This is a genomic window from Anabaena sp. 90, from assembly GCF_000312705.1.
GTDB lineage: Bacteria > Cyanobacteriota > Cyanobacteriia > Cyanobacteriales > Nostocaceae > Dolichospermum > Dolichospermum lemmermannii.
Window position 1 is genome coordinate 1,422,154 of the sequence record NC_019427.1, and the last position, 24,955, is coordinate 1,447,108.

Here is a 24,955-nt window from a genome sequence, read left to right on the forward strand (position 1 = left end):
ATAGGTAATTGGTAATTGGTAATTGGTAATTGGTAATTGGTAATGTGAAAAAATATTCTCCCCTGCCCCCCTGCCCCCCTACCTCCCCTACCTCCCTTACTCCCTGCCTCCGCAACAACCCGACGGTATAAGAAAAATATGGAACAAGGTTACTCAGACAAAGCATACCGTTGGAATCGGGAAGAATACTCTAGCAAACGCCGCTTTGTGGATATTTGGTCTTTTGTCTTGACCTTGATGTTCAAAATTTGGCGCTATAACAAAGATTGGAGTTACTCCGGTGGTGTAACAGAATCTAAGCAAGCAGCTAGACGTAAAGCCCAAGCAATCTGGATTAGAACCACGTTTTTAGATTTGGGTCCGACTTTTATTAAGATTGGACAATTGTTTTCGACTCGTGCGGATATTTTCTCTGCTGAATATGTGGAGGAGTTATCTAAGTTACAAGATAGAGTCCCAGCATTTAGTTATGAACAGGTAGAAGGAATTATTGAGCAGGAATTAGGTAAGACTGTTCCCACACTTTTCCAAGATTTTGAACCTGTTCCCCTCGCTGCTGCTAGTTTGGGTCAAGTCCACAAGGCCACCTTGTATACTGGTGAGTCCGTAGTTGTCAAAGTCCAACGTCCAGGACTCAAAAAGCTGTTTGAAATTGATTTAGGCATTCTTAAAGGTATTGCTCGCTATTTTCAAAATCATCCCAAATGGGGACGCGGCAGAGATTGGATGGGTATATATGAAGAATGTTGTCGCATTCTCTGGGAAGAAATTGATTATCTGAATGAAGGACGCAATGCCGATACTTTCCGCCGGAATTTCCGCCCTTATGATTGGGTGAAAGTACCGAGGGTTTATTGGCGTTATGCTACTTCTAGAGTAATTACTTTGGAGTATGTGCCGGGGATTAAAGTTAGTCAGTATGATGCTTTAGATGCTGCGGGTGTAGATAGAAAAGCGATCGCTCGCTATGGCGCACAAGCCTATCTTCATCAACTTCTCAACAATGGTTTCTTCCACGCTGACCCCCACCCCGGTAATCTGGCAGTTAGTCCCGACGGGGCTTTGATTTTCTACGACTTCGGGATGATGGGAACAATTAAATCCAATGTCCGCGAAGGATTAATGGAAACGTTATTTGGTATCGCCCAAAAAGACGGCGATCGGGTGGTAAAATCTCTAGTTGATTTAGGAGCGCTTGCCCCAGTTGATGACATGGGACCAGTCCGTCGTTCAGTCCAGTTTATGCTGGATCACTTCATGGATAAGCCCTTTGAAAATCAATCAGTGGCAGCCATCAGTGAAGACTTGTATGAACTCGCTTATGATCAACCATTTAGATTTCCAGCCACTTTTACCTTCGTCATGCGTGCCTTTTCTACCCTCGAAGGCGTTGGTAAAGGTCTAGATCCAGAATTTAACTTTATGGAAGTTGCCCAGCCTTATGCAATGCAGCTTATGACAGATAACAGTAGTTCTGAGGGGAATAGTTTCTTGAATGAATTAAGTCGTCAAGCAGTCCAAGTCAGTAGCACTGCTTTAGGATTACCACGAAGATTAGAAGATACCCTAGATAAAATAGAACGTGGTGATATCCGGCTGCGAGTTCGCTCCGTCGAAACTGAACGCCTGATCCGGCGACAGAGTAATATACAACTGGCAATAAGTTATGCTCTTATTATCAGTGGTTTTACAATTGCCGGCACAATTCTCCTAGTTAGCCATTATGTCTGGTTAGCAAGCTTTATTGGTTTAATTGCCGCATCAGTTTCATTCATGCTGATTCGGTTGCTTTTACGCCTCGACCGTTATGATCGGATGTATTAATTAATTGTTCACGAAAAATCTATGAAACTTGAATCTACCGGTTGTACAGATCCGGGGCTTATTCGTGCTTATAATCAAGATTCCTACTATATTGATCCCACAGGGCGATTCTTTATAGTTGCTGACGGTATGGGTGGTCATGCAGGAGGAGAAGAGGCTAGTCGCATCGCTACTGCCGAAATTTGTGCATATCTAGAGCAAAATTGGCAATCCCCCGAATCTTCCTCAAAACTCCTAGAACAAGCTTTATCCACTGCAAATAAAGCCATAGTTCAAGATCAGCACAATCATCCTGAACGTGCTGATATGGGAACGACAGCCGTAGTAGTAGTTATCCGTCCAGATGAATTACCTGTATGCGGTCATGTTGGTGATTCCCGTCTCTACCGTCTGCGAGAATCACAATTACAACAAATTACAGAAGACCATACATGGATTGCCAAAGCCATGAAAATCGGTGATATTACTCTTGATGAAGCTAGGGTTCATCCCTATCGTCATGTTTTATCCAGTTGTTTAGGCAGAGAAGACCTCAACCACATTGATATTCAGCAACTAACTCTGGAAAATGGCGATCGCTTACTGCTCTGTAGTGATGGACTTACAGAAGAACTTATAAATCCACAAATTCTTGGATACATCAGGGATACACCTTCTTTAGAAAAAGCTGCTCATGACCTAGTTGAAGCCGCCAAAGCACAAGGTGGACACGATAATATTACCGTCGTCCTTGTGTCTGTAGAAACCTAATAGGAGTCAGGAGTCAGGAGTCAGGAGTCAGGATTTCAGGAGTTCAGGAGAAAGAAATTGAAGAATAGAGAATGGAATTTCTCCCCTGCTCCCTGTTCCCTGTTCCCTGTTCCCTGTTTCCTGCTCCCTGCTCCCTGTTCCCTGTTCCCTGTTTCCTGTTCCCTGTTCCCTGTTCCCTGTTCCCTGTTCCCTGTTCCCTGTTCCCTAAAAAAAGTAAATATACTTAACGATTTGTTCAAATTGAGCATTTTTTATATTAACAATTTGATAAAAATATTTTTAATCTCCAGAAATTACCACAGGAGCTTAAATTTCTATAATTTCCACAATTGACATATCCTACTTTGTAGTGTGTCTTAAATAAACAGCAAATAAAGGGTTAATCAATCAGAGAATCTAGATAAAAACCAAGTATCAAACTGGTCTTCCTCTCGATTTCTCATTCCATAACTACTGCTACTTAAAGAATCTTCACCAAAATTAAACTATGCCAATTTGGACAAACCCGCTTTCAGTGGAGTTGATTCCTATACCAGTAGATTCATTACCAATTCATACCTCAGAAAAAATAAATTCAAAAAGATGGGCAAATTGTCAAACACTTGTTATCTTTCTTAATATAGAGAAATAAATGTCAGGCAAAATCTAGCCCAGGAATTGCTTATTAGGAATTTGACGTAATTAAGCAGATTGCAATCAAAGGAAGTAAAGAATTTAAGTAATCAGCAAAAGCCGATTTTACTTTTAACCGCTAACTTCCAAGTTTTCAATTCTGTGATCAATTTCGATTTTACACGTTGTTTGTTTTGGAGTTGATTGTCAGTAACCCAGCCCTAAAGGGACTGAGCTTGCAATTTCTTGCAAGCTGTACTGACCAGACCACCCTAAGGGTAGTCTAAGGGTAGCCGTTATTTGAGTCACGACACCTCGAAATGCGTAGCCAGTTTCCCGCTCTGTCGCTGTAAGTTAAACAGTTCTAAGGTCACTGGAACAGTGCTTTCAGCCTAACAAGCTCTTATAACAGGTCAAGGCTAACATTACCCCAGAAATGGGAGTTGGTTTCCAGATTCCAATCAAAAATCTGGTTTCAATTTTAACATCCACAGCGGTTTTAACCGCTCGTGCGGTCACTGAGCTTGTCGATAGCGAAGCGTGGCGTAAGCCATAGTGTCGCTTCCCTCTCAGCGTCTTTAGACGCTGAGTTTCCCACTTACCGCGAGGTTTTATGAATCAAGGAACTGAACTATCTTTGGAACAGCAATTTAGCATTCGCTCCTTTGCCACACAAGTCCAACACATGAGCCACGAACAAGCTCAAGATTTTTTAGTCAAGCTTTATGAGCAGATGGTTGTGCGTGAAGCAACTTATCAAGAAATGCTTAAACATAGCTGGGGTCTAGACTCAGGTGCGAATATGGCATAGAGTTATTTACTATTAACTCTGCTTTTGGGACTCATTTCTCAATAGGAAAAAAAGCTGGGGATGTTGATTTTCTTCTAACTTCCTTCTAACTTCCCCACTCTTGCCTCTTGCCTCTTGCCTCTTGCCTAGTGCCATAACGACGATTTTCAATGCTAACCTACTTATTTTAAGAGGAAGTGTGGCAAATTTAGGGTTAATTAGCTATATTTACCGTGAATTTCCCCTAAAAGCATCTCTTGAGATGCTCCTGTAACGGCGGGTAAATTACCAGGAATACCGATGTTCCGCCAGTATGCTAAAACGGCAAAGGCGATCGCTTCTTTAAAAGCCGCACTTAAGCCAAACTCGTCTGTAGTTGAAACTGGAACATTCCCTAACAGTAACTCTAGCCGATTTTTTAAGTAAATATTGCGACTACCACCACCACATAATAATACCCGATGTGGTCTTCTGGAGAGAAAAGTGTCATAACTATAAACAATAGAAGCTGCTGTCAATTCTGTAATGGTTGCTAAAAAGTCTGCGGAATTGAGTTGGTAGGCTTGGGCATTCTCTAAACAATCATACAAGTAAGTGACACCAAACAACTCCCGTCCAGTCGATTTAGGCGGTGGTAAATGGAAATATTCGTGACTGAGCCATTGTTCTACTAAGGGGTAACAGGGTGTACCACTAGCAGCCCAATCACCATTTTCATCATAGCTTTTAGCCCCATTTGTAAAATGTTGCACAGCTAAATCCAATAGGCTATTACCTGGGCCTGTATCCCAACCGCGAATTTGCGACAACCAATCATCACTACGGGCGGGGAGACAAGTGACATTACCAATACCACCAATATTTTGGATACAACGCTCTTCCTGGGGATGACTGAGTAAATAGGCATCTATTTTCGGAACAAGGGGCGCACCATGACCATAAGCAGCTATATCTGCCGTTCGGAAATTACTTATAGTATTAATACCAGTGAGATGGGCTATCAACGCCCCCCGACCTAGTTGGCAACTATAACCTAGTTCTCCTAATCCCTGGGGTGGACGATGATAAACAGTTTGACCATGAGAACCAATCAAGGTAGCTCCTTGATGACCAATTTGAATATGTTGAGCAGCTTCAGCAAAATTCCGAGCGATGGCATCATCTATTGCTGCTAATTCGGCTATGGATACAGCAGTACCAGCCCCAAGCTCTAAAATATGTTCTCTGAGTTGCGGGGGGTAGGGATATGTTTCCCCTGCGAGTAATTTCACCTTCAGATCCAACTCTCTGCCAGAAATTTCGACTAAAGCGGTATCTATCCCATCTACAGACGTACCACTCATTAAACCAATTACGCGAGTCCGTTGCATTGACTCAAATACTCTTATGGATTTGCGATCGTAGTGTAATTGATCCCATTACCCATGTCAAAACAAAAAGGGTATATGGATCTAAAAACGCAAGTTATGACCTTATAAAGTATAACTAACTAATTTTGCTGACGATTCATATCTTGCAAATCCAGAGCATAATTTAAGCGTAAAATATTTACCCCTGGTTCCCCAAAAACGCCTAAAAATCTCCCATCAATATACTTACTAATTAACGGAATGATGTCATCCTCCCTAATCCCCCGCGCTTGTGCTACCCTTTCTATCTGTTGTCGTGCTGCTTTCAAAGAAATATGGGGATCTAAACCAGAACCTGATGTATAAATCAAATCGGCCACAGGTTGTTTATTCTCATTCTGAAATTCTTCTGCTTGCTTGAGAATCCGTTCCTTGAGTGCTGGATTAGTCGGAGCAAGATTACTGCCTCCAGAGATACCAGTCGGTTGAGCTTTTCTACCTTGGCTATATTTAACAGCACTCGGACGACCATGAAAATAACGGTCTGATGTAAATCCTTGACTAATCAAACTTGAACCAATAGGTTGATCTCTGACATTTAACATCATGCTACCATTAGCTGAAACTGGGAAAATTGACTGACCTACTAACAACACAAAAAGAGGATATATAATTGCGGTTAATAACCACATTACTAAAGTTATTCTCACTGCTTTGATAATTTCTCGAATAATAGACATAATTTAATCTTGAATTTTATTTTAATTTGTGAATTATGACTCTACCGTTCCCTTTATGTAAAACAACATTTAAGTAGGTTGGCGTTAAAAATTGTCGTTATAGCAAGGCAAAAGGCAAAAGGCAAGAATTACCAAAATTACCTATTGATTTAATTGTTTACGCTAAACCCACAAACGTAATCATCATATCTATGAATTTAATCGCAATAAATGGAGCAATTACCCCACCTAAGCCATAAATCAAAATATTCCGTTGCAGAAGTTGATTAGCAGTCAAAGGTCGAAACTGAATACCTTTTAATGCTAGAGGAATCAAAGCCGGAATAATTAAAGCATTGTAAATCAATGCCGAAAGAATAGCCGAATTAACGCTACTCAACTTCATAATATTCAAGCTTTCTAAATTAGCAGCAGTGAAAAGTACCGGAATAATCGCAAAATATTTAGCAATATCATTAGCAATAGAAAACGTTGTCAATGCCCCACGAGTAATTAACAATTGCTTACCAATACTCACAATATCAATTAATTTGGTGGGATCAGAATCTAAATCCACCATATTAGCCGCTTCCTTAGCTGCTTGCGTTCCCGTATTCATCGCCACACCTACATTAGCCTGTGCTAAAGCTGGAGCATCATTAGTTCCATCCCCCGTCATCGCTACAATTTTACCCTCAGCCTGTTCCCGTTGAATCACACTGATTTTATCTTCTGGTGTCGCTTCAGCAATAAATTCATCTACTCCAGCTTCCTTAGCAATCACAGAAGCAGTAATTCGGTTATCTCCCGTGAGCATGATTGTCCTGACTCCCATGCGTCGGAGTTGGTCAAATCGTTCGCGGATACCAGGTTTCACAATATCCTTGAGATAGATAACACCGTAAATTTCATGATCGAGACATACGGCTAAAGGTGTACCGCCTTGATGAGAAACTTGTTCATAAGCAACATCTAATTCCGGGGTATCCTGTCCATGACGAGAGAGGACAAAGCCTTTAATTGCTCCTACTGCGCCCTTCCGCACTTCCCTACCACCAGGTAAATTAGTGCCACTCATGCGGGTTTTTGCCGAAAATTCTACCCCCTGTGCTCGTTTGCGGTCTAAATCAAAATTTGCACCTAACTTTTCTGCCAGTCGGACAATAGATTTACCTTCGGGAGTATCGTCAAAGATACTAGCTGCCAAAGCCACATTCGCAATTTCTGTGATTGAGTGGCCATTGATAGGAATAAACTCTTCTGCTAAACGATTGCCAAGGGTGATTGTCCCGGTTTTGTCAAGAACGAGAGTATTGATGTCTCCACAGGCTTCTATTGCCCTGCCAGAAGTGGCAATGACGTTAAATTGTGCCACTCTATCCATGCCGGCAATGCCGATGGTACTCAGCAAACCGCCGATAGTTGTGGGTATAAGTGCTACCAAGAGAGCAATGAGAACCGGCACACTAACAGGACTATTCACATAGTAGGCAAAGGCGGGCAGGGTTGCTACTACGAATAAAAATACTAAACTCAGAACCGCTAATAATACTGTTAAAGCAATTTCATTGGGTGTTTTAGTGCGTTCTGCTCCTTCCACTAAGGCAATCATCCGGTCAATAAAGCCTTTACCTGGTTCAGCCGTGACGCGAATAATCAACTCATCGGAAAGGATGCGTGTACCACCTGTAACTGAACTAGCAACATCTGAACCAAATTCTTTGAGAACTGGGGCAGATTCGCCTGTAATCGCTGATTCATCCACAGACGCGACACCCATGATTACTTCACCGTCTGCGGGAATAATATCACCGGAAACGACGTATATAGTATCGCCCTGTTTCAAACTGCCAGAGGGAACTTCTGTAATTGTGCCGTTAACGCTGATAGTTTTGGCGCTGGTGGCTGACTGGGTGGAACGTAAAGTGTCAGCTTGGGCTTTACCTCGTCCCTCCGCTACGGCTTCAGCAAAGTTGCTAAATAGAACTGTGAAAAATAAAATTCCTGTTAATAGCCCATTAAACAGATAGGGATTTTTTTGATTTGTTGGTCCAAATAATTCGGGATAAATGGTTAGGAAGAGAGTAATAATTGTTCCTATCCATACCAAAAACATTACCGGATTTTTAATGGCATATTGGGGATACAGTTTCCTAAAAGCATCGCCTATTGCCCGAAAATACAGTCCTTTGTTAGTTACTCGCGTTTTCCTAAGTTTCTTACGGCGATAACGAGGACGGGGTGTTTTAGAATTAGAGTTATTTCCGTTTGAGTTCATATATTGATAATTGATATAGCAGGAGTCAGGAGTCAGGAGTCAGGAGTCAGGATAAAGAAAGAAGAAGAAAATTCCTCTCCTCCTCTCCTACTGCTAACTACCAGCAGCGAGTTTAAAACCTTCGGCGATTGGTCCTAAAGCTAAAACTGGGAAAAATGTCAGGATTCCTAAAATTAGGGTGACACCTGCGGTAATCCCAGTGAATAGCAAAGAATCAGTTTTCAAAGTTCCCCGGCTTTCACAGACTACTTGTTTTTCAGACATACTATCAGCTAAAAGGAGCAGGGCAATAATTGGTAGATAACGTCCTGCAAAAATACTGACAGTTGTACTTAAATTCCACCATAACGTCCCGTCATTTAATCCCTCTAAGCCAGAACCATTATTAGCTGCGGCTGAGGCGTATTCATAAACTACTTGGGAAATACCATGAAAACCTGGGTTACTAATTCCTGACAAAGATATAGGATAAGCTAAAGCTACAGCACTGGGAATTAAAACCATCATCGGGTGAATTAACAACACTACACTAGCCAGGACAATTTCTCGTTTTTCAATTTTGCGGCCAAAAATTTCCGGTGTGCGCCCTACCATTAACCCAGTGATAAAGACGGTCAGAATCAGATAAATGAAGAGATAAGCGGTTCCTATTCCCTGTCCTCCCCAAATTATTTGTAAAAATAGGTTGAATAAGGTGGAAAATGTGCCATTAGGCATGAGGGAATCGTGCATTCCGTTGACAGCACCGCACATGGTGGCGGTAGTTGTAATCGCCCATAATGCGGTTTGCGCCCAGTCAAATCGGACTTCTTTGCCTTCTAGATTGGGTAATTCTAATCTCAAAGCATTATTAATCAGAGGATTTCCTTGTAATTCTCCTGTGGCTGTAACGCCAATGAGAACGACAAAGATGATAAACACCATCCAATATAATAACCAGGCTTGTTTGAGGTTGTTGGCAAATATTCCGTAGGTGTAAATTAAGGATGTGGGAATGGCCAACATGGCGATGATTTCGATTAAGTTGGAAGCGCCATTGGGATTTTCAAACGGGTGCGCGGAGTTAGCTGCAAAAAATCCACCACCATTTTCCCCTAGCATTTTGATCATTTCCCAGGATGCTACTGGACCTCTAGCTATATACTGAATTCTGCCTTCTAAGGTTTCTACTACTAGGGTTTTGGCTAAGGTTTGGGGTACACCGCAGATAATTAGAGCGATCGCCCCCACAATAGATAAAGGTAATAATATCCTAGTGATAGCCTGGGTAAAATCTACATAAAAATTCCCCAGTTTTCTCCCTGTTAATCCTCGGATAAAGGCAATTCCCACTACTAAACCACTAGCCGCAGACGTAAACATCAAAAAACCTAAAGCCGAGGTTTGGCTAAAATAACTAAAGGTATTTTCTGTGGCGTAATGTTGTTGGTCGGTATTGGTCAGGAAGGAAATTGTGGTATGTAGTAATAAATCCCATCTCATTCGTCCCAGTTCATTGGGATTCCAGGGCAGAAATTTCTGATAATAGAGAAGGGCATAAACTATCACACCCATTACTAAATTGCTACATAGTAAGGCGCGGATATACTGCCAACCCGTCATATCATTTTTTTTACCCACACCCCCTAAAATATAAATTATTGCCTCTATTGGCTTCATAACAGGATCTAGGATTGTCCTTTCTCCCAAGAAAACGCGGGCTATGTATTTTCCTAGTATGGGCGTAATGAATACGACAATACACAGCGTTAAAGCAATTTGTAAAAAACCTTGACTCATGTAGTTTGCACTCTATTCAACTCAAGTTATAGCCAGTTAATACTCAACAATCATGCCTAAATTAGTAGTAAATTGAATTTTTAGTGATTAGATAATTTTCATCCATCAGGTATTGTTTTATCTGATTCTAGTTAAATATTCTAGACAATATATTTTTAATTTATTTAACTGCACATCAGATTATAGTTCACCATTCCCTAAAAATATGCTTTAAATTATAGTGAAGTCTACCTAAGTATAAAGCATCTAGTGATTGGTATATTTTTAGATATAAATTTAGTCAGAGTAAAAAATATATGCTTCTGATTATAAGCTAATTAGTTCAAATGACAATGAACTGCAAATAAACAATCATTATATTGCTTGTCAACTTCAAGATTTGTAAATGCCCAAGCTACTTTATATGGCTTTTGGTATTCTCCTAAAATATTGATACGGTGACAAATATCAGGAATTTTCGTCAAATATCTGGGAGTTAAGGGAAAATCACAGGTAAATATACCTTCAACTCTTTGTGTCGCACCTGGGGTATATTTAATCATGATTGCCACGCAGTAGGTATCATCTGATGTATGCAGGACTTGAACTAACCCATCATGACTGATATTTACGAGATGATTAGGTAATTTCAAGACTTCGCTAGTATCTAAGGGGAGATTTTGAGTTTTCACCCAATTGAGAATTTCCTGATATTTTGCCAGTGCTACACGTTTTTGGTAAAAGTATTTAATATCAAGAATTGAATTAATTATCCCAGATACTACTTGTACCGATAATAATATAAATCCGCTGAATATTCTTTGTAGTTTATACATTTTGGTTATGATTCAGATGATTACACAATATAGAATATATTGATTAATGGCAAGATTCAAATTTTTCACTACGTAACTAAACCGCCTACGATTAAAATCGCAGGCTAACAGCCAAAGTCCACTCAAGTGGACTGAAAATAAATCTTTAGTCTACTTTAGTAGACTTTAGCTATTAGACAGGGAATTAATTCCCTGGCAGAATAATTTTAGAATATAACAAACATAAATTTATTTTTTTCACAAAAATGATATTAACGAATAACTAATATAAGTTATACTAGCAATAATTAAATAAAATTTTCCTTAAATAGTATATTATGTCAGTGATCAATCATCCCACTATTTTCTCCTTCTTCTCCGGCTCAGGATTCCTCGATTTAGGCTTTGAAACTAGCGGCTATAACATCACTTATATCAACGAAATCTTCCCCCCATTCATGTCCGCATATCGCTATTCACGGGAAAAACTCAACCTCCCCGAACCTGAATATGGATATCATGAAGGAGAAGCCGCAGACGTAAGTAAATTAATAACAGGAACACCAGCACAACGATTAAATGAATTAGTCAAAGATTCCCGTAAATCAAATAATATAATAGGCTTTATTGGTGGTCCACCCTGTCCTGATTTTTCGGTTGGTGGCAAAAACAAAGGACATTTAGGCGATAATGGTAAACTATCATCTGCTTATATTGAATTAATTTGTCAAAACTTACCAGATTTCTTTTTATTTGAAAATGTCAAAGGTTTATGGAGAACCACAAAACACCGTTTATTTTTTGAAGAACTAAAAATCAAATTACAACAAGCAGGCTATATTCTAACAGAACGGTTAATTAACTCTATTGAATATGGTGTACCCCAAGATAGAGAGAGAATTATTTTAATAGGCCTTAAAGATAATTTTCTCAAAGACATAAAAATCAAAGATGAATTTATCTTTCCTTGGGAAAAACATATTTTATATCCTCAATATCAAGTATTTGCTTATCCTTGGAATAAGTCTGAACCATTTCAAGAAGATTCCATAATTCCTTGTCCTGAAAATATGCCTCAACAACTCACTGTTGAATATTGGTTTAGAAAAAATGATGTTCTCAACCATCCCAATGCTAAACATCATTTTCAACCACGAGCAGGTAAAATTAAATTTGCTACTATTGAAGAAGGAGATGATTCTAAAAAATCTTTTAAACGTCTGCACCGGTGGCGTTATTCTCCCACAGCTTGTTATGGTAATAATGAAGTCCATTTACATCCTTACAAAATTAGACGTATTTCTGTAGCCGAAGCTTTAGCAATTCAATCCTTACCTGAAGATTTTTCATTTCCAGAAAATATGTCACTTACGAATATGTTTAAAACCGTTGGAAATGGAGTTCCATACTTAGCCTCAAAAGCCTTAGCGCAAACTATTCTTGACTTTATGAACACTGGTTCGCAAGATTAAGATCCCCGACTTCTTTGAGAAGTCGGGGATCTGGGGGTATTGTGGTTTAATATATAAGAAATACTTTAATTTTCATCAAGTTTAATAAACTCTACACCAAAAGCAAAAACGATGGCAGCAGACTATCCCAACATTGATATTGCGCCATTTATTGACCACTCTCTGCTATTACCAATTGCCACCCCAGAGCAGATTAGTCAATGGTGCGACGAGGCATATAGATATAACTTTGCAGCGGTATGTGTGAATCCCTGTTATGTCAAGCAAGTAGCAGAACTACTGTATAAAAAAAATCCTCAAGTTTGTACAGTCATTGGTTTTCCCAATGGTGCAAATACTTCAGCCGTGAAGTTATATGAAGCCAAAGAAGCCGTAGACAATGGCGCTACTGAGTTGGACGTAGTTATTAACATAGGCTGGCTAAAAGCCGGGAAAACCGAGGAAGTTCACTGGGAAATTGCCACAATTTGCGAAGAAGCCGGACAACCTGTCAAGGTAATTTTAGAAACTAGCCTCCTCACGGATACAGAGAAACAAATAGCTGCGGAACTAGCTATGGATGCTGGTGCTGCATTCTTAAAAACCAGTACAGGTTGGAATGGTGGCGCAACTGTAGCAGATGTTAAGCTTTTGAAAGAAATAGCAAAAGATAGGGTAGGCATCAAAGCATCAGGAGGCATTCGCACTCACAACGATGCCTTAGATTTAATTATGGCTGGTGCGACTAGATTAGGCACATCTCGCGGTGTGGATTTACTTCGTCAACGCCATAACCCAGAAAAAGAAAAGAGTGAGTAGTCAGTTGCTCATTGTCAGTTGTAATTTATTTTGCCACTGACAACTAACTAATGATTAAAAATGAGTAAAACCTACAAAGCAACTGGTATTAATCTCAAAGCGCAACCACTGGGTGAGTCAGATAAAATAGTCACAATTTTAACTCAAGAATTTGGGCTAATTCGGGCAGTTGCTACGGGAGCGCGGAAACAAAACTCCAGCTTGGGTGGGAGAATGGGGATGTTTATCGTCAATGAATTACTAATTTCCCAAGGTAGAAATCTCGATAGAATTACTCAAGCTGAAACTATAAAAACTTATCCCGGTTTATCTAAAGATTTAGGTAAATTAGCTGCTAGTCAATATTTAGCGGAAATAGTTTTGTGTCAAGCGTTAAGCGAACTACCCCAAACAGAACTTTATGAGTTATTTAATGAACATCTTCAACGCCTAAATGATATACCCAAAACTGAAATAAAATGTGTAGTTGCCCATTTAGTCCAAGGTGTATTTCAGCTTTTAGCCTTAGCAGGACTGACACCACAAGTAGAATCCTGTTGCTTAACCCAACGGCTTTTAACTCCAGACTGGACAAATCCCCATTGGCAAGTGGGATTTAGTATTCCTTCTGGTGGGATAATTTGTTTAGATGCTTGGAAAAGCCTGCGAACAGAAATAGAGCAGGAAAACCGGGAAAATAGGGAAATGCAGGAAACAACACAGAAAAGTGTTCCCAATCCCCAATCCTGTGCCTCTAACCCTAGCTATGAAACAGTTTTTCATCAGCAGGAGTTACCAATTATTTCTCGTCGCTTGAATGGGAAACAACTGGTTATGCTTCAATATCTGTCGGAAACAGAGATAATACAAATAGATGCAGCTTCAGATTCTGGATGGTTAGCTGTTGAGCAAATTTTGCGCCAGTATGTCCAGTATCATTTAGGACAACCTATTCGCTCTGCCACTTTGATTGACTCCTATTTTGCCACCAACCATGATGCAATCGTCTGATTTAGATAAAAAAGGCCGAACTCACTCACCTAGCGACGCTAAAAAAAAGCATAAAGCATCAGATCATAATGTTGCTTCTTCCCCTAAAGTTAGTCATATTCATAGTCCAGAAATGTCACTCAAGGATGTTTCTGAAAATGGGAATTGCACATCAGAAATTCCCTTGACTGATATCCCCAAACCATCAAAAATTCCGCAGATAAATGGCAAAATTAATGGTGTTTCAGAAAATGTCCCAACTACAACGGAATTAACACCGGAAACACTACCATTAATAGATGCTGGTTCGGGAGGTGCAGATTCGGAAAATAATCAACAGGTGGGTTTTTTACCTGTATTGAAAAATCCGAATTTTCTCGCTCTTTGGGCAGGTCAAGTTTTCTGTCAATTAGCTGATAAGGTTTATTTAGTATTAATGATTGCTTTGATTAATAGTCAGTTTCAAGCTAGTGATCAAAGTATTAGTGGTTGGGTTTCCGCTTTAATGATGGCGTTTACTATTCCCGCCGTATTATTTGGTTCTGTAGCTGGAGTTTTTGTAGATCGTTGGTCAAAAAAAGTTGTTTTGGTAGCATCAAATATTTGGCGCGGGATTCTGGTATTGCTCATTCCTTCGCTGTTATGGTTAACCCATGATTGGCAGCCTGTGGGAGTTTTACCCGTGGGTTTTTTGATTATTTTAGGTGTGACTTTTTTGGTTTCTACCTTAACACAATTTTTCGCACCGGCAGAACAATCGGCTATTCCTTTAATAGTGAAAGAACAGGATTTGCTTTCGGCTAATTCTCTCTACACTACGACAATGATGGCTTCGGTAATTGTCGGTTTTGCCGTAGGAGAACCAGTTTTGGCCTTAGCAGATGGACTGTGGACGCAATTAGGTGGTAGTGGGGGATTGGGTAAGGAAATTCTGGTGGGTGGCAGTTATGCGATCGCTGGGTTAATATTATTCTTACTCCAAACTAACGAAAAACCCCATCCTCCTGAAACAGAATTTCCCCATGTTTTCTCGGATTTGCGCGACGGGTTACGTTATCTCCAAGAAAATCATCGTATCCGCAATGCTTTATTACAACTAATTATCTTATTTTCTGTCTTTGCAGCCCTGACTGTGCTTGCAGTTCGCATGGCAGAAATTATTCCGAATATGAAAGCCTCTCAATTCGGCTTTTTATTAGCATCTGCTGGTGTGGGTGTGGCGCTTGGGGCGACAATTCTCGGACAATTTGGACAACGCTTTTCCTATAAACAACTGAGTTTTTGGGGTTGTCTAGGTATGGCAGGATCTTTAATTGGTTTATCATTGTTTACAACCCAACTCTTGCCTGTGCTGCTCTTCATTGCCTTAGTGGGAGTATTTGGGGCTTTGGTGGGTATCCCCATGCAAACTGCAATCCAAACTGAAACACCCCCAGATATGCGAGGTAAGGTATTTGGGCTGCAAAATAATGTGATTAATATTGCCCTTTCTCTACCTCTGGCTTTAGCTGGTGTGGCAGAAACTTTTATCGGCTTAAAAGCAGTATTTTTTACCTTAGCTGCCATTGTCTTAATTGGCGGTCTGTTTACCTGGTATAATTCTGGTGAATCCTCAAATGGCAAATAGCCAAAAACTGCATCAAACTGTTGGGTTTTGTGCTAAACTTAATCCAGCAAGATCCAAAATACTTGCTGGGAATCAACTAAATAATCAGCATATTAATTTGTAATCAAGTTAAAAGATTTATAAATTATGAGCATCATCAATAAAGCCATTTATTGACTTTTTAATTACCAAGATTATTTAGGGTTAAAAGTTAGAGATATCTGAGTTTTTGTGAATATCAAAAATTCAGCTATAACAACTTCATAATAAAAACAGTATATTTTACCCTCGCTTTTTTATAGATAACCTAAGAATGCGTATAGCTTGGATTGGAAAAAAAACACCCTTTTGCGGTAACGTCACCTACAGTCGAGAAATTACCAACGGACTCCTAGACAGGGGACACGAAGTTAGTTTTCTACACTTTGCCCAAGAAGAAGCGACAACTGACAATTGGCCTAATTTTCAGGAAGTTCCTTTGCCATTTATTTACAAGTCCCAGGTTTATACAATTCCCTCTTTCAAAGCAACTAAGGTTTTGAAAGATTCTTTGCGGGAAATTAAGCCGGATATAGTTCACGCTTCTCTGACTTTATCAACTTTAGATTTTGTTCTACCAGAAATTTGCGAAGAATTAAATTTGCCCCTAATTGCCACTTTCCACACTCCATTTGCAGGTAAGGGGGCAAAATTATTATCCAGTACCCAACTGTTAGCTTATCAACTTTACGCTCCTTTTTTGGATCATTATGATCGGGTAATTATCTTTTCCCAAATTCAGCGGGAATTGTTATCAGGTATGGGTGTGAGGGAAAAAAAGATTGCTGTTATACCTAATGGTGTAGATCCTGTTAAGTATTCTCCCGGTGTTTCTCATGTGAAAGCTGAATTTGGCGCTGAACGTTTGTTTGTTTATCAAGGGAGAATCGCTCAAGAGAAAAACGTTGAATCTCTCTTACGTGCTTGGAAACAATCACATATGGGCGTTAATACCAAATTATTGATTGTGGGAGATGGTCCATTAAAGCCTTCTCTAGAATCATTTTATGGACGAGAATATGGCATCATCTGGTTAGGTTTCATCGCTGATGAAGATCGCCGCATCGAAATTTTACGGGGTTCTGATGTATTTATTTTACCTTCTTTGGTAGAGGGTTTATCCTTGTCTCTATTAGAGGCAATGTCCTGTGGTTTAGCTTGTTTGGCTACTGATGTTGGTGCAGATGGAGAAGTTTTAGAAAAGGGTGCGGGTGTGGCAATTAATACAAGCAGTGTGCGATCGCAGTTAAAAACCCTCTTACCACTATTTCAAGATCATCCAGAGTTAACCACATTGTTGGGAGAAAAAGCCAGAAAGCGAGTATTAGAACGCTATACCCTGAATGATAACATCACCCAATTAGAAGAGCTTTATAGCCAAGTTCTTGCACAACGTCCTTTAACACTGAGTTGGGGTATTTAGCGTATTTTCAACAGCTATAACCAATAAATCTTTCTCTCTATTTCTGGATGAGGAAGATTTTTATTGTCTATTTATTCAGAATTGAATAAGTAGGTGAACACAATAAAACCAAACTGTGTAAAGAAATGTAAAATCGCTGAAAACTTCTTTACTCTTGCCTCTGGTTACTGAGCGAAGTCGAAGTATTGCCTCTTGCCTAGTGCTATGACGACAATTTTCAACGCCAACATACCATATTTAATCCATTTTGTCAATTCGCAATTTCTATTCTTTACAAAAATTAAGATTTTTATTACATTATTTTACATAAGACATAAGTTCATCATAAACATTTTTAGCTTAAGTCTTCACAGCGACTAATTAACACATAATCTTGGAGATTCCGACTGTGGCTTTAACTATCCAGTCCGCTCAAACTATTTTTTCTAATACTCAACTTCCTAGTCCTATTCCCGCAACTATAGCATTGTTCGATCAACTTAACGTTGATGATCAATTAGCATATCTTTGGTATGCTTACACCGAAATGGGTAAAACCATTACTCCTGCCGCACCTGGAGTAGCACGCTTGCAACTAGCTGAAAGTTTGCTGACCCAAATTAAGCAAATGTCTCGTGAAGAGCAAACAAAAGTCATGCGGGATTTAGCCAGCCGTGCTGATACTCCTATTAGCCGTTCCTATGGTTTCTTTAGCGTTAATACCAAACTCGCTTTCTGGTTCGAGTTAGGAGAATTGATGAAACAGGGAATCATCACTCCTGTCCCCGTTGGTTATCAAATGTCTCCTGGTGTAAAATTTGTATTAGAAGCCACACAAAAACTTGATCAAGGTCAGCAAATCACCGTATTGCGGAATACTGTAGTAGATATGGGGTTTGATACTTCTGACCTTGGTCCTAGTAGTTATCCTAAAGCAGGTGCAGAACCAGCTTTCCAACGCACAACCCCTGTTATATCTTCAGTGAAAATTGACGGCATTACAGAACCCGCTGTCTTAGGCTACATTGAAGCCATGAATGCAGATAAATTTGATACTGCTATTGCGCTATTCACTACCGACGGTGCGCTACAACCACCATTCCAAAAGCCAATTGTGGGTCGGGAAGCGATCGCTAAATATATGCGCGAAGAAGCACAAGGACTTAACATGATGCCGCAACAAGGTATCTGCGAAGTTCAACCAGACGGTTCTAAGCAACTGAAAATCACAGGAGTAGTGCAAACTCCTTGGTTTGGTGTCACAGTTGGTATGAATATTTCTTGGCGGTTTTTAATCAATCCCGAAGGACAAATCTTCTTCGTAGCGATTGATATGCTTGCTTCTCCTCAAGAACTCATGAATCTGCGTCGAGTTTAATTAAATCATGAGGCTGTCGAAAATCAAATTTATTTGTTATTTTCACAGCCTCGCAATAATAGAGTGAAAGCTATTGACACCGACCAGAAAATTTGTTATCATAGAAACGACGAGGAAGAACTATCTTTATCGCATAAGCACAACTAATCAAGCTAAGTCAGCAAATAATGAAAAAAGCTATTTAATGTGTAAGTTATAGACATTTAGGGCTTTACTACCTCTAATGCCTTTTGGATATTTTGATTTTAAAACTGTTGCTATATGATGATTTAAAGTCCCAGCATCATTAAACTCTTTTGATTCCTGTAGTGCCTCATATAATGAACGGATCTCTTGTGGTGACAGATTCGTGAATGTGCGTAATTCGGTAATGTCTAATCTATGGTTGAACTCATTCACAGTATGCCGCCATTGATGTAGAAGCGAAAACAACTCACTATCTTTGCGTTCTGCAAAAACACCAGATGCGATCGCTGTTTCATTGACTGATATAATTAGTCGTGGAAAGACTAGAGGTTGCCCCAAAATATGTGAATTTGATGTGAATCGCGCATCAGATAAAATTACCTCATTTGCTATGCACTCATTCAGTAAGGCTTGCAGCAATGCAGTCTTCTTTTCGTAAGCTGATACCCACCGTTCGCCAAAAATACCTGTAATTGTTGCCAATGCTCCGAGAGCCGATAGTAGTGCATCAAAATCTTGTTTTTGAGTCAACCAGACAATGGCTAAAATAAATCCAAGAAACAGAGGGAAAAAAGTGGCAAATGTGACTAAGTTTTTCATACTGACATCATCTGTTATTCGTCTAAATGCTTCTAGCGTTTTGGTGTCCATACAGTCACCAGTGGAGTTCCTGAAATGCCAGGGGTAACTCCCGATGACTCAGGAGCAAGCAGAATTAAATCTATACCAAATCTACTCTGAGAACGTGCTTCAAAAGGTGTGTGTAGTCTATCAACAATTATTAGGTTGCTATCTGATATGCTTTTCTTGATACCATCTGAGGTATACTTTCTAGTCAGCAATAAACGAATAGTATCTTGAGGTTCAAAATTCATAACTGAGCGGTCAGGTAACATCACGTCAATTTTTTTGCCAGTTGAATTTTGATACAGGACTTTTATCAGAATTGCTTTATTTGTTTCAATAGAACCTTGAAATAAAATACTATTCAAGTCAATGTTTAAATCAGTGTTTTGAAACAAAGCACTTGTAACAAACTCTTTGAATAACCTAGTTGTTGCATATTCTTTCGCTGCTGTTTGTGCCGCTTCCTCGTTTAAGTCTTCAGTGGTTGCTACTTCTATAAGCAGTCTATCTTTAGGTCGCATTAGTTTGGAAAGAAGTTGCAGTAATTCTGTGTCTTGTTGGAAATTAGCTAATGTATTTCCAAGTAGAGAAAACAGAACAGGATTATCATTGGGAATTTGGTCAAACAGTTCGCGTAAATGTCCAATATTTCTCTCAATTGAGAAGTCAATTTGAATTGTTATGACATCATTCTTCAATTGCAATCTTTCTGTTGCCTTTTGAACACCGAATCTTAACATCTCCGAACTCATATCAATTGGAAAATAGAGTAGGTCAGGATTTGTGTTGAGTAAAATACTCAAAATATGCTGGTCTTTTTCTCCTGTACCTACACCTAAACTAACGTAATGATATTTTTTATCTTTTATGTTGTTAGCATGAATTTGTTGCCATTGAGAGTTAAAAAATTTTATGCTCTCTTTCATGACAAAATAGAAATTATCTTTACAAGCATGATCCCAAGCAATAGCTGAACCTACACTCCAATAAGCAAAACCAGATAATATCTTTTTACCATCACCTGTAGTCGAAAATTCCCCTCTCAATCCCTGGGTGAGTTCTGCCAGTTTATTAGATTGATCTTCTCCTATCAAGCAGAGAGTCCATCCTTTTCCTGAAGTCTCTAATGCAAAATTTATACCCATTTCGAGCCTCGCTTGTTAAGCAATTTATCTGAATTAATCCTCTACTTATGTATACAAATACCACATGGTATTTGTTATTGTCAATCAAATATTATGCCTGCCGTACTATAGAGTAGTTTAAGTAGGTGAACACAATAAAACCAAACTGTGTAAAGAAATGTAAAATCGCTGAAAACTTCTTTACTCTTGCCTCTTGCCTCTTGCCTCTTGCCTAGTGCTATGACGACAATTTTCAACGCCAACCTACTTAATTTGCTTATTCAGTGTTCAGTTTCTGTTTGACATTCTTGTTTTCAGGAAATCAATCCTTCCCCAAAACAGACCACCCCAAACTTGTAGACTGTTCATAAACCTTCTTCAAAGTATTCACATCTCTAATCGAAATAAACGGCGGTTTGCGAACTTGAGAAAAATACATAATATCAGTTTGCAGAAGACTATGACCCCAAATTCCCAAAGCATGGCCAAGTTCATGACGGGCTGCTGATAAGACATAATCACCAGTTTGACTAGGACTCAACAGAATTGTAAACCGGTGAGATAAAATATTATTTTCAGTATATAAATCATAACTAGTTAAAGCCGAACGCGCCCGCAATATTTTACCATTAGGTTCACGTTGCAAAGGCGGTGCTTTTCGGGAGATTGTAATATCAGCAATAGCCGATTTTTCCACTACCTGTAAAGGTAAATAGATATTCCATTCTTGAACAGCTTGGAAAACACTATTAACCCATATTTGTGACTGCTTTTCATTAATATCTGTTGGTGTTTCTATCTTCACCTTTACCGGAAAACTTGACCAAATCAAATAACCAACTTTCGTAGATTTGATTTGATCAAAATAATCACCACTATTTGTTTTATCTTGCCATTGTGCCAGAGTCGCTGGTAAAGGATGAGTTTTTTGGATAAATTGGGAGTTTCTTTCCTGTTCCCTCACACCAGCATTTACTTGAAAGTTACTCAAAATAACTAGCAGTCCTGTACTTATTGCTAAAGTCAGAACTGCTTTTAATCTTCGCCAAAAGTTTTGATTTTGGGTAATTTTTCCCATTTTCAGTTTCAATTATTTAGGCAACCAATTAGCACTTAAAACCACAGTTAAACCCAGAAAAACTACAACTAATGCCCAAGTAACTCGATTTAAAGTATTTTCGGCACTTTTGGTACTGGTAAATAATTGTGCTTGTCCACCAATAGCGCCAATACCGTCACCTTTAGGACTATGTAACAAAACGAGGATAATCAAACCGAGAGCGGAAAATGCCCAAATGCCTTGGATGATGTTAGTAATTGCCATATTTAGAAATGTTGGTTATAAGAAGTTATCAATCTCGTAAGGGTTTAGCAATGCTCATTGGTGTCAACTTAGGTTACAGATACTTCGACCCTTCGACAGGCTCAGGGCATCGCAAGCTCAGTACAAGTGGCTTATTTGTTTGGCTTCCACACCCGTCAGGGAATAAATTCCCTGTCTCATAGCTCAAGTCCGTTAAAACGGACTAATAAATTTTCCTAGTATTTAGTCATCTTTTAGATGACTTTCGCTATTAGCAAGAAACTTGAGTTCCTTGCGGGATCAAGATTTTGCGTTAAGTTGACATCAATGAAGCTCTTGCTTTACCCCTACCATTTTACGATTTTACAAACCTATTTGTACAGGAGTACGAGTTAGTTGTAAATCATATTCTGCGGCTTTAAGTAATGATCGCCCTGTCATTTCTTGTGGTTGGGATATCTGTAAAATATCCAGAATAGTTGGGGCAATATCGGCTAATTTGCCGTCATTTCTTAATTCCACATTTGTTCCATATCCGGGTATTTTGGCTTTTTCACCTTCTACCAAAATTAACGGAACTGGGTTAGTAGTATGCGCTGTCCACGGATGACCGCCTTCATCTAGCATATACTCAGCATTGCCATGATCAGCAGTAATAATTGCTGTACCACCTGCTTTACCAATAGCATCAATCAGACGACCTAAACATTTATCTACTGCTTCAATCGCTGTCACAGTAGCTGGGATTTGCCCCGTATGCCCTACCATATCTGGGTTAGCATAGTTCATCACGACTAGGGAGTAAATGCCCTTTCTCATGGCAGCGATCGCCACATCTGTTACAGCTTGTGCTGACATCGCCGGGGCTTGATCATAAGTCGCCACCATAGGACTACTGACTAATTCCCGGTCTTCTCCCTCACAGGGTTCTTCTAGTCCCCCGTTAAAGAAGTAGGTAACGTGGGCATATTTTTCAGTTTCCGCAGTTCTAAACTGTTTTAAACCACGATTAGCGATAACTTCACCGAGAATATTACTCAGATTTTGCGGCGCAAAAGCCACAGAAACAGGTAATTCTGGATCATACTGGGTAAAAGTTACAAAGGAAAGCGGCTGAATTGGCTGTCTTGCAAAACCGTTAAAAGTGTTGCTGACAAAGGCTTGAGTTAGTTCTCTAGCCCGGTCAGGGCGGAAATTGAAAAATATAACCCCATCACCAGATTCTACCGCGCCTGGTTGCAGACGGACGGGAAGAACAAACTCGTCAGTCACACCTTCAGCGTAAGCTGCTTGCAATGTCTCTACAGCCGTGAGTCCATTGCCCGCACTATCTGTTGTTATCACATCGTAGGCACGTTGGACTCGATCCCAACGGTTATCACGATCCATTGCATAATAGCGACCACTGATAGTAGTGATTTCACCGATGCCAACCTGATCTATATAGTCTTCCAACTGCTGAATGACGTTGATAGCATCTGTCGGTTTAGTGTCACGACCATCAGTAATGGCGTGGATACAAACTTGTGAAAGTTGCTGTTCCTTCGCTAAGTCAAGTAGTCCAAATAGATGGGTAATATGGGAATGCACCCCGCCATCAGAACAAAGCCCCACTAGATGTAACTTGCCATTAGCAGCACGGACTTCCTGGCAAATTTTGACAAGGGCTGGGTTTGCGGCTAAAGAACCGTCTTCTACAGCATCTGAGATCCGTACCAGTTCTTGGGGTACGACTCGACCAGCCCCAATGTTCAAATGACCAACTTCCGAGTTGCCCATTTGTCCTTCTGGCAACCCTACGGCTTTTCCTGATGTGCGAATGAGGGTGTGGGGATAGACTGCCCATAAACTGTCCATAATCGGAGTTTTGGCAGCGGTAATTGCGTTTCCTCGCGTTTCCTCACAGTAGCCCCATCCATCTAGAATGACTAGCACCACAGGAGCAACAGGTGCTTTGGTCATAGTAAAATTGCCCTTTACTTTTTGTAATACTCGAATGATACCATTGCTAACCAACTCTGAAGGTTAAATTCTACTGATTAATTTCTAATATTCTGCTGGTTATCATGTTGCATCCAATCAAAACAGCTTTTGTCGCTATGAGTAAAGATTGTGTAAAATCAGCATATCTGTTTGGATAGGTAGTTTTGATTATTGACTATTATAGTACCAAGTGCTATACTTTAGTTAAAGGAAACTAATATGGCAATCTACAAAACCCGATGGTTTAACCGTTGGGCAAAAGATCAGAAGTTAAATGATTCTAGTCTCTGTAATGCTGTTGCAGAAATGGCAGCAGGTCTTTACGACGCGGACCTAGGAGGTGGACTATTTAAAAAACGCATTGCCCGTTCTGGAAAGGGCAAGAGGGCTGGTTTCCGTACATTGGTTGCTACTAACAAGGGAGATAGTTGGTTTTTTGTGTTTGGGTTTCCAAAAAACGAGCGTAGCAATATTGATCAGGATGAAAAAGAAGCCTTGAAAAAACTGTCATCAGAACTGCTGTCTTTAACAGCAGAGGCTCTTGAAACAGCAAAATTGAAAGATGAATTAATAGAGGTAATCTGTAATGAGGAAGAAAAAGTCAGCAATTCTTGAGGCTGTTCACGAAACTGCTATAGGACTATACAAGGCTGGTGTAATGAGTCAAGTTACGTTACGCGAATTTGATAGCTTGTGTTTACCGCCAATTGAACCGCTAGAACCTCAACAAATTAAGCAACTTCGTGAATCATTTAATGTCAGCCAATCTGTGTTTGCTGCTATTTTAAACATCAGTTCATCAACTGTTCAAAAATGGGAAATTGGGCAAAAACGACCTACAGGCGCGGCTCTTAAATTATTGCATTTAGTCCGGGAAAAAGGTTTGGAAAGTTTAATTTATTAATCTAACCTGATTGCTAAATAAGTAAGAAATTGCAGTTTCTAATTGCCAGAATAATCTTTATTTAATCAGCAAAAAAATAATAATGGTACAATCAGCCCTAAAACTAATCACAGTTAATGAATTTATTGCTCCTATTAGCTGTTCCTGAATATTGGATTGTAGATTATTTAGATATTGGTGGTAGAGAATATATCGGCAAAACCAAGCGGACAACAATTACAATTTGTACATTAGTTGAAGACAAGTATCAAAATGGAGCTTTTAACATT

At 39.6% G+C, this 24,955-nt stretch carries 21 protein-coding genes and 1 pseudogene; 12 read left to right on the plus strand and 10 right to left on the minus strand.

Going from position 1 to position 24,955, the window contains the following annotated elements:
- Positions 1 to 138 precede the first annotated feature (138 nt).
- The 3 genes from ANA_RS06345 to ANA_RS06360 all read left to right on the plus strand — a co-directional run bounded on the left by ANA_RS06345 (position 139) and on the right by ANA_RS06360 (position 3,997).
- Positions 139 to 1,824 carry an ABC1 kinase family protein gene (locus ANA_RS06345; protein WP_015079227.1) on the plus strand — a complete coding sequence of 562 codons (1,686 nt, stop codon included), beginning with the start codon at positions 139 to 141 and terminating at the stop codon, positions 1,822 to 1,824.
- Positions 1,825 to 1,845: 21 nt separating this feature from the next.
- Entirely contained in the window at positions 1,846 to 2,574 is a 729-nt protein-coding gene (locus ANA_RS06350) for a Stp1/IreP family PP2C-type Ser/Thr phosphatase (RefSeq protein ID WP_015079228.1), read from the plus strand.
- Between the two features lie 1,225 nt (positions 2,575 to 3,799).
- Positions 3,800 to 3,997, plus strand: coding sequence for an NblA/ycf18 family protein (locus tag ANA_RS06360; protein WP_015079229.1), 198 nt, complete (start codon positions 3,800 to 3,802; stop codon positions 3,995 to 3,997).
- Between the two features lie 197 nt (positions 3,998 to 4,194).
- Here ANA_RS06360 and ANA_RS06365 read toward each other — a convergent pair whose 3' ends face one another.
- From ANA_RS06365 to ANA_RS06385, 5 genes are all read right to left on the minus strand, one after another.
- On the minus strand, positions 4,195 to 5,346 hold the full coding sequence (locus ANA_RS06365; protein WP_015079231.1) for an anhydro-N-acetylmuramic acid kinase: 1,152 nt from the start codon (positions 5,344 to 5,346) through the stop codon (positions 4,195 to 4,197).
- Positions 5,347 to 5,465: 119 nt separating this feature from the next.
- Positions 5,466 to 6,065 carry a K(+)-transporting ATPase subunit C gene (gene kdpC, locus ANA_RS06370; protein ID WP_015079232.1) on the minus strand — a complete coding sequence of 200 codons (600 nt, stop codon included), beginning with the start codon at positions 6,063 to 6,065 and terminating at the stop codon, positions 5,466 to 5,468.
- A gap of 157 nt (positions 6,066 to 6,222) precedes the next feature.
- The gene (kdpB, locus tag ANA_RS06375; protein WP_015079233.1) at positions 6,223 to 8,322 is read right to left on the minus strand and encodes a potassium-transporting ATPase subunit KdpB; all 2,100 of its coding nucleotides are present in this window, start codon (positions 8,320 to 8,322) and stop codon (positions 6,223 to 6,225) included.
- 93 nt (positions 8,323 to 8,415) lie between these two features.
- The gene (kdpA, locus tag ANA_RS06380) at positions 8,416 to 10,101 is read right to left on the minus strand and encodes a potassium-transporting ATPase subunit KdpA (RefSeq protein ID WP_015079234.1); all 1,686 of its coding nucleotides are present in this window, start codon (positions 10,099 to 10,101) and stop codon (positions 8,416 to 8,418) included.
- Positions 10,102 to 10,418: 317 nt separating this feature from the next.
- Positions 10,419 to 10,916 (minus strand): hypothetical protein, encoded by a 498-nt coding sequence (locus ANA_RS06385; RefSeq protein ID WP_015079235.1) that lies wholly within the window; start codon positions 10,914 to 10,916, stop codon positions 10,419 to 10,421.
- A 317-nt stretch (positions 10,917 to 11,233) separates the two neighbouring features.
- On the opposite strand from ANA_RS06385, the gene ANA_RS06390 reads away from it, so the two are divergent.
- The 6 genes from ANA_RS06390 (at position 11,234) to ANA_RS06415 (ending at position 18,559) form a co-directional block, all read left to right on the plus strand.
- A complete protein-coding gene (locus ANA_RS06390) occupies positions 11,234 to 12,367 on the plus strand; it encodes a DNA cytosine methyltransferase (RefSeq protein WP_015079236.1) in 1,134 nt (377 codons plus the stop codon).
- A 111-nt stretch (positions 12,368 to 12,478) separates the two neighbouring features.
- The gene (gene deoC, locus ANA_RS06395; RefSeq protein WP_015079237.1) at positions 12,479 to 13,165 is read left to right on the plus strand and encodes a deoxyribose-phosphate aldolase; all 687 of its coding nucleotides are present in this window, start codon (positions 12,479 to 12,481) and stop codon (positions 13,163 to 13,165) included.
- A 60-nt stretch (positions 13,166 to 13,225) separates the two neighbouring features.
- Positions 13,226 to 14,155 carry a DNA repair protein RecO gene (gene recO, locus ANA_RS06400; protein WP_015079238.1) on the plus strand — a complete coding sequence of 310 codons (930 nt, stop codon included), beginning with the start codon at positions 13,226 to 13,228 and terminating at the stop codon, positions 14,153 to 14,155.
- Entirely contained in the window at positions 14,139 to 15,761 is a 1,623-nt protein-coding gene (locus ANA_RS06405) for an MFS transporter (protein WP_015079239.1), read from the plus strand. The genes recO and ANA_RS06405 overlap by 17 nt, the downstream gene beginning before the upstream one ends.
- Before the next feature lie 292 nt (positions 15,762 to 16,053).
- Positions 16,054 to 17,202, plus strand: a complete 1,149-nt coding sequence (locus ANA_RS06410; RefSeq protein ID WP_015079240.1) for a glycosyltransferase family 4 protein — start codon at positions 16,054 to 16,056, stop codon at positions 17,200 to 17,202.
- A 388-nt stretch (positions 17,203 to 17,590) separates the two neighbouring features.
- Positions 17,591 to 18,559: an orange carotenoid protein N-terminal domain-containing protein gene (locus ANA_RS06415; protein ID WP_015079241.1), complete on the plus strand. Its 969-nt coding sequence runs from the start codon at positions 17,591 to 17,593 to the stop codon at positions 18,557 to 18,559.
- A 177-nt stretch (positions 18,560 to 18,736) separates the two neighbouring features.
- Here ANA_RS06415 and ANA_RS06420 read toward each other — a convergent pair whose 3' ends face one another.
- The 5 genes from ANA_RS06420 to gpmI all read right to left on the minus strand — a co-directional run bounded on the left by ANA_RS06420 (position 18,737) and on the right by gpmI (position 23,761).
- Positions 18,737 to 19,396: a hypothetical protein gene (locus ANA_RS06420; protein WP_015079242.1), complete on the minus strand. Its 660-nt coding sequence runs from the start codon at positions 19,394 to 19,396 to the stop codon at positions 18,737 to 18,739.
- Positions 19,378 to 20,517: an L-histidine N(alpha)-methyltransferase gene (locus ANA_RS06425; RefSeq protein WP_015079243.1), complete on the minus strand. Its 1,140-nt coding sequence runs from the start codon at positions 20,515 to 20,517 to the stop codon at positions 19,378 to 19,380. The genes ANA_RS06420 and ANA_RS06425 overlap by 19 nt, the downstream gene beginning before the upstream one ends.
- A 301-nt stretch (positions 20,518 to 20,818) precedes the next feature.
- Positions 20,819 to 21,574, minus strand: a complete 756-nt coding sequence (locus ANA_RS06430; RefSeq protein ID WP_015079244.1) for a Zn-dependent protease — start codon at positions 21,572 to 21,574, stop codon at positions 20,819 to 20,821.
- Positions 21,575 to 21,586: 12 nt separating this feature from the next.
- Positions 21,587 to 21,820, minus strand: coding sequence for a preprotein translocase subunit SecG (gene secG, locus ANA_RS06435; protein WP_015079245.1), 234 nt, complete (start codon positions 21,818 to 21,820; stop codon positions 21,587 to 21,589).
- 342 nt (positions 21,821 to 22,162) lie between these two features.
- Entirely contained in the window at positions 22,163 to 23,761 is a 1,599-nt protein-coding gene (gene gpmI / locus ANA_RS06440; protein ID WP_015079246.1) for a 2,3-bisphosphoglycerate-independent phosphoglycerate mutase, read from the minus strand.
- Positions 23,762 to 24,001: 240 nt separating this feature from the next.
- On the opposite strand from gpmI, the gene ANA_RS06445 reads away from it, so the two are divergent.
- From ANA_RS06445 to ANA_RS27430, 3 genes and pseudogenes are all read left to right on the plus strand, one after another.
- A complete protein-coding gene (locus tag ANA_RS06445) occupies positions 24,002 to 24,397 on the plus strand; it encodes a type II toxin-antitoxin system RelE/ParE family toxin (RefSeq protein WP_015079247.1) in 396 nt (131 codons plus the stop codon).
- Entirely contained in the window at positions 24,369 to 24,686 is a 318-nt protein-coding gene (locus ANA_RS06450; protein ID WP_015079248.1) for a helix-turn-helix domain-containing protein, read from the plus strand. The genes ANA_RS06445 and ANA_RS06450 overlap by 29 nt, the downstream gene beginning before the upstream one ends.
- A gap of 131 nt (positions 24,687 to 24,817) precedes the next feature.
- A pseudogene (locus ANA_RS27430) lies at positions 24,818 to 24,949 on the plus strand (Uma2 family endonuclease); the annotation flags it as partial.
- Positions 24,950 to 24,955 lie beyond the last annotated feature (6 nt).